Source organism: Cupriavidus sp. SK-3 (assembly GCF_000611145.1).
Taxonomy (GTDB): Bacteria; Pseudomonadota; Gammaproteobacteria; order Burkholderiales; family Burkholderiaceae; genus Cupriavidus.
Genome location: NZ_JFJV02000185.1, coordinates 116665 through 129473 on the forward strand (window position 1 = coordinate 116665; position 12809 = coordinate 129473).

The 12809-nt window shown below is 65.7% G+C and carries 13 protein-coding genes; 4 read left to right on the forward strand and 9 right to left on the reverse strand.

Annotated features, from left to right (window positions below; all coding sequences use genetic code 11):
- Positions 1-42: 42 nt before the first annotated feature.
- Positions 43-408 (forward strand): VOC family protein, encoded by a 366-nt coding sequence (locus CF70_RS18095; protein WP_051648627.1) that lies wholly within the window; start codon positions 43-45, stop codon positions 406-408.
- A gap of 54 nt (positions 409-462) precedes the next feature.
- Positions 463-1152: a helix-turn-helix transcriptional regulator gene (locus CF70_RS18100; RefSeq protein ID WP_035867465.1), complete on the forward strand. Its 690-nt coding sequence runs from the start codon at positions 463-465 to the stop codon at positions 1150-1152.
- Between the two features lie 10 nt (positions 1153-1162).
- Here the strand turns inward: CF70_RS18100 and CF70_RS18105 are convergent, their stop codons facing one another.
- The 3 genes from CF70_RS18105 to CF70_RS18115 all read right to left on the reverse strand — a co-directional run bounded on the left by CF70_RS18105 (position 1163) and on the right by CF70_RS18115 (position 3953).
- Positions 1163-1654 carry a glutathione peroxidase gene (locus tag CF70_RS18105; RefSeq protein WP_035867467.1) on the reverse strand — a complete coding sequence of 164 codons (492 nt, stop codon included), beginning with the start codon at positions 1652-1654 and terminating at the stop codon, positions 1163-1165.
- A gap of 81 nt (positions 1655-1735) precedes the next feature.
- A complete protein-coding gene (locus CF70_RS18110; RefSeq protein WP_035867469.1) occupies positions 1736-2875 on the reverse strand; it encodes a PilT/PilU family type 4a pilus ATPase in 1140 nt (379 codons plus the stop codon).
- Between the two features lie 34 nt (positions 2876-2909).
- Entirely contained in the window at positions 2910-3953 is a 1044-nt protein-coding gene (locus tag CF70_RS18115; protein WP_035867472.1) for a type IV pilus twitching motility protein PilT, read from the reverse strand.
- A gap of 63 nt (positions 3954-4016) precedes the next feature.
- On the opposite strand from CF70_RS18115, the gene CF70_RS18120 reads away from it, so the two are divergent.
- Positions 4017-4784 carry a YggS family pyridoxal phosphate-dependent enzyme gene (locus tag CF70_RS18120; protein WP_051648628.1) on the forward strand — a complete coding sequence of 256 codons (768 nt, stop codon included), beginning with the start codon at positions 4017-4019 and terminating at the stop codon, positions 4782-4784.
- A 47-nt stretch (positions 4785-4831) separates the two neighbouring features.
- Positions 4832-5656, forward strand: coding sequence for a pyrroline-5-carboxylate reductase (proC, locus tag CF70_RS18125; protein ID WP_035867474.1), 825 nt, complete (start codon positions 4832-4834; stop codon positions 5654-5656).
- A 52-nt stretch (positions 5657-5708) separates the two neighbouring features.
- Here proC and ubiA read toward each other — a convergent pair whose 3' ends face one another.
- From ubiA to recG, 6 genes are all read right to left on the reverse strand, one after another.
- Entirely contained in the window at positions 5709-6566 is an 858-nt protein-coding gene (ubiA, locus tag CF70_RS18130) for a 4-hydroxybenzoate octaprenyltransferase (RefSeq protein WP_035867476.1), read from the reverse strand.
- A 130-nt stretch (positions 6567-6696) separates the two neighbouring features.
- Complete coding sequence (locus CF70_RS18135) at positions 6697-7182, reverse strand: Dps family protein (RefSeq protein WP_035867478.1); 486 nt, start codon at positions 7180-7182, stop codon at positions 6697-6699.
- Positions 7183-7260: 78 nt separating this feature from the next.
- Positions 7261-7464, reverse strand: a complete 204-nt coding sequence (locus tag CF70_RS18140; RefSeq protein WP_035867481.1) for a hypothetical protein — start codon at positions 7462-7464, stop codon at positions 7261-7263.
- 68 nt (positions 7465-7532) lie between these two features.
- Positions 7533-8978: a catalase gene (locus tag CF70_RS18145; RefSeq protein ID WP_035867483.1), complete on the reverse strand. Its 1446-nt coding sequence runs from the start codon at positions 8976-8978 to the stop codon at positions 7533-7535.
- 461 nt (positions 8979-9439) lie between these two features.
- Positions 9440-10393, reverse strand: coding sequence for a LysR substrate-binding domain-containing protein (locus tag CF70_RS18150; RefSeq protein WP_035867485.1), 954 nt, complete (start codon positions 10391-10393; stop codon positions 9440-9442).
- 126 nt (positions 10394-10519) lie between these two features.
- On the reverse strand, positions 10520-12739 hold the full coding sequence (gene recG, locus CF70_RS18155) for an ATP-dependent DNA helicase RecG (RefSeq protein WP_035867487.1): 2220 nt from the start codon (positions 12737-12739) through the stop codon (positions 10520-10522).
- Positions 12740-12809 lie beyond the last annotated feature (70 nt).

Genomic DNA, 12809 nt, shown 5'->3' on the forward strand with positions numbered 1-12809 from the left:
GCGCATGATCCGTCCCTCCAACACCTCCCGAGAGAGACCATCATGAGCGGACTGATCAACTGGCTTGAAATTCCCGTCGCCGATATGCAGCGCGCGATCCGGTTCTACGAACAGGTGTTCGAAACCACCCTCAAGCGCGAAACCATGGCGCAAATCGACATGGCCGTCTTTGCGAGCCATGAGCCTGGCGGCGCACTGGTGGCCGGCGAAGGCTTCCGGCCATCGGCCGATGGCTGCCTGCCCTACCTGCACGCGCCGCAACTCACGGCGCTGCTGGCGCGCGTGCAGGCCGCCGGCGGCAAGACGGTATTCGGCCCGATGCAACTGCCCGGCGATATCGGCCATATTGCGCATATCATCGACAGCGAAGGCAACCGCGTGGGCCTGCACCAGCCCCTGGCCGGCTAGGCGATGGCTGCGACCGTTTTGCCGATATCCGCGTAGAACCAAGATAAAACCTCGATGAGCCGCCGTGCCGACCGCCTTTTCCAGATTGTCCAGGTACTACGCGGGCGCCGCCTGACCACGGCGGCGCTGCTGGCGCAGCGGCTCGGGGTATCCGAGCGCACGGTGTACCGGGACATCCAGGCACTGTCGCTGTCGGGCGTGCCGGTCGAGGGCGAAGCGGGCATCGGCTACCGGTTGCGGGCCGACTATGACGTCCCTCCGCTGATGTTCACCGCGATCGAAGTCGAAGCGCTGGTGGCCGGGCTGCGGCTGCTCAAGGCCTGGGGCGGCGGCGCGCTGGCCGCCGCGGCCGATCCCGCGCTGGAGAAACTGGTGGCGGCGCTGCCGCCGGCGCGGCGTCACGCGGCGCAGCAAAGCCGCGTGTTCGCCCCGGAATTCGTCAATCATCCGCAGGTGCGCGACGCCTTTGACGTGGTGCACAGCGCCATGAACGCGCAGCGCCTGCTGCGCCTGGACTACACCGACGCGCAACAGCGTGCTACCGACCGCATCGTGCAGCCGCTGGGCCTGTTCTTCTGGGGCAATAGCTGGCTGCTGGCCGCATGGTGCACCACGCGCACCGACTACCGCAGCTTCCGGCTGGACCGTTGCCGCGGCATCGTCATGCTGGACGAACGCTTCCACGAAACGCCGGACCGCTCGCTCAACGGCTTCCTGCGCGCAGTGCAGCAGACCAGCGGCTAGGCACCGCGGACTAGGCCGGCTCGGCCAGCAGCTTCTCGATGTCGCCCTTGATGTCCTCGGGCTTGGTGGTCGGCGCGTAGCGCTTGAACACCGTGCCATCGCGGCGCAGCAGGAACTTGGTGAAATTCCACTTGATTGCTTCCAGGCCGAGCACACCCGGCTTCTCGGAAGTCAGCCAGCGATACAGCGGATGCGCGTTGGCGCCATTGACGTCGATCTTGCCGAACATCGGGAAGGTGACGTGAAAGCGCGACTCGCAGAACTGGCCGATCTGCGCGGCGTCGCCCGGCTCCTGCTTGCCGAACTGGTTGCAGGGAAAACCCAGCACTTCCAGGCCGCTTTGCGCGAACTGGTCCTGCAGTGCCTGCAGGCCGGCGTATTGGGGCGTGAAGCCGCACTCGCTGGCGGTATTCACGATCAGCAGCACCTTGCCGCTGAATTGCGACAGCGGTACCGGCTGGCCGGCAAGGGAACTGGCTTCGAACTGGTAGACGTTGCTCATGGCGGGCTCCTCTGATGGCGCGGCGGGGTGCCGGCGGCGCGGACAGTGTACTAGAGCCGCAAGCGCCGCGCTGGCGGCAGATCAGATCACATTCAGATGTTCGGTGCCGGCGCCGAGGTCGGTTTCGCGGTCCATGGTGCCGTGCAGCTTGATCATCAGCCGCAGGTCGTTGAGCGAGTCGGCGTTGCGCAGCGCGTCTTCGTAGCTGATCTTGCCGGCCTCGTACAGGTCGAACAACGCCTGGTCGAACGAGACCATCCCCTGCTCGCGCGATTTCTTGATGACTTCCTTCAACGCGTGGATCTCGCCCTTGAAGATCAGGTCGGCCACCAGTGGCGTGCCGATCATGATTTCCACCGCTGGCACGCGGCCCTTCTGCCCCTTGCGCGGCAACAGGCGCTGAGAAATCATTGCCTTCAGGTTCAGCGACAGGTCGATCAGCAACTGCTGGCGCTTCTCTTCCGGGAAGAAGTTGACCACGCGGTCGATGGCCTGGTTGGCGTTGTTGGCGTGCAGCGTGGCCAGGCACAGGTGGCCCGTTTCCGCGTACTGCATCGCGTATTCCATGGTCTCGCGATCGCGGATTTCGCCGATCAGGATCACGTCGGGTGCCTGGCGCAGGGTGTTCTTCAGGGCCACGTGCCAGGATTCGGTATCGATGCCGACCTCGCGCTGCGTGACGATGCAGTTCTGGTGCGCGTGCACGTATTCGATCGGGTCCTCGATGGTGATGATGTGGCCGTAGGAATGCGCGTTGCGATGGTCGAGCATGGCCGCCAGCGAAGTCGACTTGCCCGAGCCGGTGGCGCCGGTAACGATCACCAGGCCGCGCTTGGACATCACGATGTCATGCAGCGCCTGCGGCAGGTCAAGATCTTCCACCGAGGGAATGCGCGTATTGATGGTACGCACCACCATGCCCGCCTTGCCCTGCTGGATAAAGGCCGAGACCCGGAAGCGCCCGGCATTGGGCGCGGAGATGGCGAAGTTGCACTCGCGGCTGCCCTCGAACTCGCCCGCCTGGCGCTCATTCATGATCGAGCGCACCAGCCCGAGCGCCTGGGTGGGATTGAGCGGCTGCTGCGACACCGGCGTGATCTTGCCGTCGACCTTGATCGCGGGCGGAAAATCTGCGGTGATGAACAGGTCCGAGCCGCGGTTGCCGACCATCAGCACAAGCAGGTCGTTGATGTACTTGGCGGCGGATTCTCGATCGAGCATGGCGTTGTCCTGGTTTGGATGCGGCGGACTCGCCTCAGCCCGTGAAGGAATCGGGGTTCTTGGCGGTGGCGCGTGCGTCGTTGTAGCTGATCAGCCCGCGCTTGATCAGGTCCGACAGGCACTGGTCCAGCGTCTGCATGCCAAGCCCGCTGCTGGTCTGCATCATCGAGTACATCTGCGCGATCTTGTTCTCGCGGATCAGATGGCGGATCGCCGGCGTGGCGATCATGATCTCGTGCGCCGCGGTACGGCCATTGCCGTCACGCGTCTTGAGCAGCGTTTGCGAGATCACCGCTTCGAGCGATTCCGACAGCATGGTGCGCACCATGTCTTTCTCTTCGGGCGGGAACACGTCGACGATCCGGTCGATGGTCTTGGCTGCCGAACTGGTATGCAGCGTGGCAAACACCAGGTGGCCGGTTTCCGCGGCGGTCAGCGCCAGCCGGATGGTTTCCAGGTCGCGCAGTTCGCCCACCAGCACCACGTCGGGGTCCTCGCGCAAGGCGGAGCGCAGCGCGTTGGCGAAGGAGTGCGTGTGCGGCCCCAGCTCGCGCTGGTTGATCAGGCTCTTCTTGGACGTGTGCACGAACTCGATCGGGTCTTCCACGGTGAGGATGTGGCCCATGTCGTGATCGTTGCGGTGGTCCACCATCGCCGCCAGCGTGGTGGACTTGCCTGAACCGGTCGGGCCGGTCACCAGCACCAGGCCGCGCGGCTTCATGCAGAGGTCGGCGAATACCGCCGGCGCGCGCAGGTCTTCCAGCGTCAGAACCTTGGAGGGAATGGTCCGGAACACCGCAGCCGCGCCGCGCTGCGTATTGTATGCATTGACCCGAAAGCGCGAGAGGCCGGAGATCTCGAAGGAGAAATCGATTTCCAGCCGCTCTTCATACTGCTTGCGCTGGGTGTCGCTCATGATGTCGTACACGAGGGCGTGGACATCCTTGTGGCCCATCGCCGCTACGTTGATGCGGCGCATGTCGCCGTGGATACGCACCATCGGCGGCATGTCTGCCGAGAGATGGAGATCGGACGCCTTGTTCTTGACGGCGAAAGCTAATAGCTGCGCGATGTCCATCTATAATGACCCCACCCTATTATTGTCGTACTTTGTTGTACTTCTTGATATGTTCGCCGGATTATGTCTGTAATCGCCGCCAACTTGCAAGCCGTCAACCGGCGCATCGCGGCAGCCGCACAACAGGCCGGGCGACCGGCCGGTGAAGTCGCGCTTCTGGCGGTTTCCAAGACCTTCCCCGCCACCGACGTACGGGCTGCCTTCGATGCGGGCCAGCGCGCCTTTGGCGAGAACTACGTACAGGAAGGCGTGGACAAGATCGCCCGGCTTGCCGACCTGCGCGACGCGTTGTGCTGGCATTTCATCGGCCCCCTGCAAAGCAACAAGACGCGTGCCGTGGCCGAGCATTTCGACTGGGTCCACGCCATCGACCGCCTGCGCATCGCCGAGCGCCTGTCGGCGCAGCGGCCCGCCGGCAAGGCGCCGCTGCAAGTTTGCCTGCAGGTCAATATCAGCGGAGAAGCCAGCAAGAGCGGCGTGACGCCCGCCGAAGTGCCGGCGCTGGCGCGCGCCGTGGCGGCGCTGCCCGGCCTGCGGCTGCGCGGCCTGATGGCGATTCCCGAGGCCGTTGCCGATCCGGCGGCCCAGCGCCGGCCATTCGCCGCGCTGCGCGCGCTGCTCGACACCCTGCGCGCGGACGGGCTTGAGGTCGACACCTTATCGATGGGCATGTCTGCCGACATGGACGCCGCCATTGCCGAGGGCGCCACCCTGGTGCGCATCGGTACCGCCATTTTCGGCGCGCGCGGCCATGCCGCCGCGCCTGCAACCGATGCCGTCGAGACGGCCCCTGCTGCGACAACGCCCGCAGCGCCCATTACGCGCGGCTAGAACGCCGGCATCACTTCTTCCCAGAACACTCCCTGCAAGAGACACCCATGCTCAACACCCTCACCTTTGGCTTCCTTGGCGGCGGCAATATGGCCACCGCCCTGATCGGCGGCCTGATCGCCCGCGGCGTGCCGGCCACGTCGATCCGCGTGGTCGATCCTTTCGAGGAAGCCCAGGCGCACCTGCGGCGCGACCTGGGGGTGCATGCCGCAGGCGCGCCGGATGCGGCCTTCGGCGCCAGCGATGTGCTCGTGCTGGCGGTCAAGCCGCAGCAGTTCCGCGACGCGGCGGCATCGTTGCTGCCGTACCTGGGCGACAACCTGATCGTCAGCGTGGCGGCTGGCATCCGCCTGGCCGATATGCAGCGCTGGTTTGGCGGCCGCACCCGTCTGGTGCGCGCCATGCCGAACACGCCGGCGCTGGCCGGCATGGGCATGACCGGCCTGGCCGCCGTGCCCGGCCTGGCGCAGCGAGACCGCGAGATTGCCGGCGCGCTGGCTGAAGCCGTAGGCAAATGCGAGTGGGTGGAAGGCGACGCGCAGATCGACGCGGTCACCGCCATCTCCGGCAGCGGCCCGGCCTATGTCTTTTATTTCATCGAAGCGATGGAAAAAGCCGCCTCAGAACTCGGCCTCACCGCCAGCCAGGGACGCGCGCTGGCGGTGGAAACCTTCCGCGGCGCCGCGGTGCTGGCGGCGCAGTCCGAGGAGCCGGTCAGCCTGTTGCGCGAGCGCGTGACGTCCAAGGGCGGTACGACCTATGCGGCGCTCACCGCGATGCAAACCGCCGGCATCGGCGAGGCTTTCGTCAAAGCGATGCATGCCGCCGCGGCGCGGGCTACGGAGATGGGGGCGGAGTTCGGGAAGGACTGAGGTCTTTTCAGGCACGACGGCATAGGGAGTAGGGAGCGCCCGCCCACTCCCCTCAACGCAGCGCGTATGCCACCGCCGTTCCGGCAAACACACAAGCTCCCAGCCAGTTGTTGTGCCGGAACGCAGCGAAGCAGCGCATGCGATCGCGATCGCGAATCAGCGTGTAGTGATACAGCGCGCATCCCGCCGCGGCTGCCAGCCCAAGCCAGTATGGCCAGCCCAGTCCGAACTGCGCGCCAGCCCAAGCCATCAGCCCAAGAAACACCGCATAGCAAATCATGATGGCGGCCACATCGAAGCGCCCGAACGTGATGGCCGAAGTCTTCATGCCCAGCAGCAGATCGTCATCCCGGTCCACCATGGCATAAGCAGTGTCGTAGGCCACCGCCCAGAACACATTGGCCAGCAGCATCACCCACGCCACGGCGGGCACATGATCCTGCACCGCGGCGAACGTCATCGGGATGCCGAAGCCGAAGGCAATGCCGAGGTAGGCCTGCGGGATGGCAAAGAAGCGCTTGAAGAACGGATAGGTGCCGGCCAGCACCGCGGCCACCACCGCCAGCCACTTGGTCAGCGCATTGAGCGGCGTGATCAACGCGAAGGCCGCGAGCGCCAGCACCACCGCCACCATCACTGCTTCCCAAGCCGCGATCTTGCCGGCAGTCAACGGCCGTTCCTTGGTCCGCTTCACATGCTTGTCGAAGTCGCGGTCGGCCCAGTCGTTCATCGCGCAACCGGCCGATCGCATCAGGAAGGTACCGACAAAGAAGATCCAGAACAGGTGCCACGCCGGCGGCCCGCCCGTGGCCATCCACAATGCCCACAGCGTGGGCCACAGCAGCAGCAGCGTGCCGATCGGCTTGTCGATGCGCACCAGGCGCGCGTACAGGGCTAAGCGTTCATACATGGTAGTGGCCCGCGCACCACGGTACGGGGCAAGGCAAGGACAATAAACGAAAAACGCGCCGCGTCCCGGTCAGGGCGCGGCGCGCATGGCCGGCAGCACATCGTGCCGCCGGCGGCGTCGATTCAGGCCATCAGGCCAGCATCGAGCGCAGCATCCACGCGGTCTTTTCGTGCGTCTGCATGCGCTGGGTCAGCAGGTCGGCCGAGGGTTCGTCGCCTGCCGCATCGATCACCGGGAACAGCGAGCGCGCGGTGCGCACCACGGCCTCCTGGCCTTCGACCAGCTTGCGGATCATCTCGGTGGCTTCGGGCACGCCCTCTTCCTCGGGGATCGACGAGAGGCGGGCGTATTCCTTGTAGGTGCCCGGTGCCGGGTAGCCCAGCGCGCGGATACGCTCCGCGATGGAGTCCACGGCCAACGCCAGTTCGGTGTACTGCGTCTCGAACATCAGGTGCAGCGTGTTGAACATCGGACCCGTCACGTTCCAGTGAAAGTTATGGGTCTTGAGATAAAGCGTGTAGGTATCCGCCAGCAACTTGGACAGGCCTTCCGCGATCTTCTTGCGCTCTTTGTCGGAAATGCCGATATTCACGCTCATCTCATTCTTCTTTGCCATGATAGGTACGCTCCAGTCTGGGGGTGGCCACAGTGACGGCCGCGCCTGGCGACGCGGCAAAACCCGCACATTATGGCATCACCCGGTAAAGCCGGACAAACGCGTGGCCGCGTCCAGGAACATCGCGACCGCGCCCAGGGCGATCACCGCCAGCCCGATTTCCGTGCGCCACAGCTTGCGCTGCAGGCGCGCCGCGTCGCCGCCGCGGGAGCCGTCGCCAGCGTCATGCTGCACTTGCTGCATTTGCTGCAACTCACCGATGAACATGCCGAACATAGCCATGATGCTTCTCCTTGCCTGGTGCATCGGGTGTCGCCGCTGGCGCGGGACCGCCCGATGCCCCTACTGCCTTACTTCAGGTTGAGGGCGCGCCTGACGCCTTCGCCGTAGGCCGGATCGGCCTTGGTGAAGTGCTCCAGTTGCACCCGCACGATCTCTTCCGGCACCCCTTGCATGGCTGCCGCGATGTTCGAGAACAGCTGCTGGCGCTGGCCCGCATTGAACAGGCGGAACAGCGCGCCCGGCTGGCTGTAATAGTCGGTGTCCACACGGTGGTCCCAACGGTCCGCCGCGCCATCCACGGCCAGCGGCGGCTCGGCGGCGCGCTCGCTGGCGGCGTAGGCGCCCTCGCGGTTGGGCTCGTAGTTGAGCTTGCCGCCCTGGTTGCCGTCCACGCGCATCGCGCCGTCGCGGTGGAACGTATTGTGGAACGGGCACTTGGGCGCGTTCACCGGAATCTGGTTGTGATTCACGCCCAGGCGATAGCGCTGCGTGTCGCCATATGAGAACAGCCGGCCCTGCAGCATCTTGTCGGGCGAGAAGCCGATGCCCGGCACCACGTTGGACGGGTTCATCGCCACCTGCTCCACTTCGGCGAAGTAATTGTCCGGGTTGCGGTTAAGCTCCAGCACGCCGACGTCGATCAGCGGATAGTCCTTGTGCGGCCACACCTTGGTCAGGTCGAACGGGTTGATGTGGTACTTGGCCGCATCGGCTTCGGGCATGACCTGCACGCGCACATTCCAGCGCGGGAAGTTGCCCTTTTCGATGTTCTCGAACAGGTCGCGCTGCGCGCTTTCGCGATCGCCCGCCACCACCTTGGCGGCTTCCTCGTTGGTCCAGTTGGCAATGCCCTGCTGCGACTTGAAGTGGAACTTCACCCAGAAGCGTTCGTTGGCTGCGTTGAGAAACGAAAAGGTATGCGAGCCAAAGCCATGGATCTGGCGATAGTTCTGCGGCAGGCCACGGTCGCTCATCAGGATGGTGACTTGGTGCAGCGATTCCGGGTGGCGCGACCAGAAGTCCCACACCGCGATGGGGTCGCGCAGGTTGGTGCGCGGATTGCGTTTCTGCGTGTGGATGAAATCGGGGAACTTCAGCGGATCGCGCACGAAGAACACCGGCGTGTTGTTGCCAACCACGTCCCAGTTGCCTTCGTCCGTGTAGAACTTGACCGAGAAACCACGCACGTCGCGCTCGGCATCGGCCGCGCCGCGCTCGCCCGCCACTGTGGAAAAACGGATGAAGATCGGCGTCTGCTTGCCGACGCTGCCGAACACCGATGCCTTGGTGAAGCGCGTGATGTCATGCGTGACGGTAAAAGTGCCGTGGGCGCCTGAGCCCTTGGCGTGCACGCGCCGCTCGGGAATCACCTCACGGTCGAAGTGGGCGAGCTTTTCCAGGAACCACACGTCCTGAAGCAGCATCGGACCGCGCGGGCCGGCGGTCAGCGAGTTCTGGTTGTCGGCAACCGGGGCGCCGGCGGCGGTGGTGAGAGTGTCCTTGTCCTTGCTCATCTTGACCTCTTTTCGTGGGGTAAATCGGGAGTTGGGCTGGGGCGGGAGTTGGGAACCGCCGGGTTATTTCAGTACACCGTGGCATAACTGGCAAGACAGTCGGCCACACAGCCCGCCAGCGCGCCCAGGATGTCTCCCGCGGCGACAGGGCTGACTGGGTTGGGATCCGTGCCGGTCATGTACGACTCCTTGTGGGTAACCGCGCGCAGTGCGCCGATACAGGCAGTGTACGGATTAACTATCGAATCAGAAATTCAATTATTTCTAACTATTGAATAGAGCATGCCTATTTCCCGCGCACGCCAGCATGGCACGCGGCAAAGGCACAGTGAAGTTACAAAAATCGACGGCGGGAAAAGACGGAGGCGGGCAAAGATGGGCGATGACGCTGCCAGCGACTGCGCGCTGGCAGCATGGCGTGACCGATCCCCGGCGCGAGGACGGGCAGCCAGCGGGGCAGGTCAGGCCGCCTTGGCCAGTTCCTTGGCAGCCAGCATGCTGACCCCGGGCAGGTCGCAGGCGGTCACGGCGCGGCGCAGCGCTTCCATGGCGGGCAGCCGGGTAAAGCTCTTGCGCCAGGCCAGGACCACGCGCCGGTCGGGCACCGGGTCGGTGAAGGGCACATAAGCCAGCAGGTCGTTCTTGCCGGACTTGAGATCCGGCACTGACGTGCGCGGCAGCACCGTGATGCCGACACCACTTGCCACCATATGCCGGATGGTTTCCAGCGAGGAACCTTCGAAGGTCTTCTGGATGCCGTCGGCCGCCTGGGAGAAACGCGACAACTCGGGGCACACGCCCAGCACCTGGTCACGGAAGCAGTGCCCGCTACCCAGGAGCAGCATGGTCTGCTGCTTCAGTTCGTCGGGGTCAACATGGCTGGCGTTTTCCAGATGGTGACCGCGCGGCACCGCTACCACGAAGGGCTCGTCGTACAGCGGCTGCACGGTCAGGCCGGAATCGGCGAAGGGTTCGGCCATGATGGCGCAGTCGATCTCGCCTTGCTTGAGCAGCTCGATCAGCTTGACCGTGTAGTTCTCCTGCAGCATCAGGGGCATCTGCGGCACGGTCTGGATCATTTCCTTGACCAGCGCGGGCAGCAGGTAGGGTCCGATGGTGTAGATCACGCCGAGGCGCAACGGCCCGGCCAGCGGGTCCTTGCCCTGCTTGGCGATCTCGCGGATGGCCATGGTCTGCTCCAGCACGCGCTGGGCCTGCGCCACGATCTGCTCACCGATCGGCGTCACCGAGACCTCGGAAGTGCCTCGCTCGAAGATCTGCACATTGAGTTCGTCTTCCAGCTTCTTGATGGCCACCGACAACGTCGGCTGCGACACGAAGCAGGCTTCGGCCGCCCGGCCGAAATGGCGCTCGCGCGCCACGGCGACGATGTACTTGAGTTCGGTGAGCGTCATGACTTATCAATTTCCATTAGGCGATAGATTTTACCTTCGATTCGGGGTTCTGTCAGAGATGAAGGGCAATGCGGCGCAGGCGATACTTGTCGTCGCGCGACCATGAGAAGCATGCTGCCCTTTGCCTCAGGCCTTAAGGAAATGCTCCCTGCCGCCCAGCCAGCGCAGCAGGTGCGCCTCCACCGCCTCCGGATAGCGTGTCAGCATCAGTTCCGCCGCTTCCTGGGCATAGTCGACCAGCCAGGCGTCGGTGTTGAGATCGGCGAAGCGCAGCATCGCCTCGCCGGACTGGCGCGCGCCGAGGAACTCGCCGGGGCCGCGTATCTGCAGGTCGCGCCTGGCAATCTCGAAGCCGTCGGTGGTCTCGCGCATGGTCGCCAGGCGCTCGCGCCCGGTGGGCGACAGCGGCGCCTGGTACATCAGCAGGCAGACCGATTCCGCGCTGCCCCGCCCCACCCGGCCGCGCAACTGGTGCAACTGCGCCAGGCCGAAACGCTCTGCGTGCTCGATCACCATCAGCGATGCGTTTGGCACGTCCACCCCCACCTCGATCACGGTGGTGGCTACCAGCACCTGCAGGCGGTTGGCCGTGAAATCCTCCATCACGGCAGCCTTTTCCGCCGGCGGCAGGCGCCCGTGCACCAGACCTACCTTGAGCTCCGGCAAGGCGGCCACCAGGGTCTCGTAGGTTTCCACGGCGGTCTGCAACTGCAGCGCCTCGCTCTCTTCAATCAGCGGGCACACCCAGTAGACCTGCCGGCCATCGGCGGCGGCATGGTGCACGCGCTCGATCACCTCGTCGCGGCGCGCGTCGTTGACCAGCCGCGTCACCACCGGGGTGCGTCCGGGCGGCAGCTCGTCGATCACCGAGACGTCGAGATCGGCGTAGTAGGTCATTGCCAGCGTGCGCGGGATCGGCGTGGCCGACATCATCAGCTGGTGCGGCACGGTCTCGGCAGCCTTGCCAGCGCCCTTTGCGGCCTTGTCCGGCGGCGCGCCCGCATCGGGCTCCGCCTTACCGCGCAGCGCCAGGCGCTGGGCCACGCCGAAGCGATGCTGCTCATCCACCACCGACAAACCCAGGCGCGCAAACTTGACGCTGTCCTGGATCAGCGCGTGGGTGCCGATGGCCAGTTTGGCTTCGCCGGACTCGACCTGCGCCGCCGCCTCGCGCTTGGCGCGCGCCTTCAGGCTGCCGGCCAGCCACACCACGGTCACGCCAAGCGGCTCCAGCCACGCGGAAAGCTTGCGGTAGTGCTGCTCGGCCAGGATTTCAGTGGGCGCCATCAGCGCAGCCTGGTAGCCGGCGTCGATGGCCTGGCAGGCCGCCAGCGCCGCGACAATGGTCTTGCCGCTGCCGACGTCGCCCTGCAGGAGCCGGTGCATCGGATGGGGTGCGCCCATATCCCTGGCGATCTCCTCCACCACGCGCTGCTGGGCACCGGTCAGCTTGAACGGCAGCGCCGCCAGGAAAGCCGTCAGCAGGCCGCCGGCGCGGCGCGGCATGGGCGGCGCGCTCTTGTCGCGCCGCGCCGCCTGGGAGCGCTTGAGCGAGAGTTGCTGCGCCAGCAGTTCGTCAAACTTGATGCGCTGCCAGGCCGGGTGCGAGCGCTCGATCAGCGCGGCTTCATCGACATCCTGCGGCGGCGAGTGCAGCAGGCGCAGGCTATCCGGCAATGGCTGCAGCCTGAGCTGCGCGAGCGGGCCTTTCAGGACCGGCAATGGCAGGGTCTCGGGCAGCGGCGTGCGCGAAAGCGCCCCGCCGATGGCCTTGCGCAAGTAGGTCTGCGGAATGCCCGCGGTACTCGGGTACACCGGCGTCAATCTATCGGGCAGCGCCTCGCCCGGCGTCACCGGGCGCACGGTGGGATGGACCATCTCCGCGCCGAAGAAGCCACCGCCGCGCAGTTCGCCGCGCACGCGCAGGCAGGTGCCTTCGGCCATCTGCTGGGCCTGGCTGCCGTAGAAATTCAGAAAGCGCAGCGTCAGCTCGCCGGTATCGTCGGCGATCTTGACCACCAGCTGGCGGCGCGGGCGGAAGCTCACCTCATTGGACGTGACCACGCCCTCGACCTGCACCGCCAGGCCCAGGCCCGCGCGGTGGATGGCATCGGCGATCGGCAGCAGCGTGGTCTCGTCCTCATAGCGCATCGGCAGGTGCAGCACCATGTCGACGTCGCGCTTGAGGCCAAGCTTGTGCAAGCGCGCCATGGCCGAGGACGGCTTGCCGGCGGCACCTTTGGCGGCCCCCGGCCCCTTGCCCGGCCGGCCGGCCTTGTCCCCGGCGGGCGCCGCGGGCAGGCTGTCGGTGGTTTCCGGGATCGGGTCTGGAGCGGTTCCTGGCATCGGGCGGCGTGGCTACGGATTCGGGTCGGGATTCATGCCTGGCGGCAAGGGAGGGCTGGCGCAAATAGGC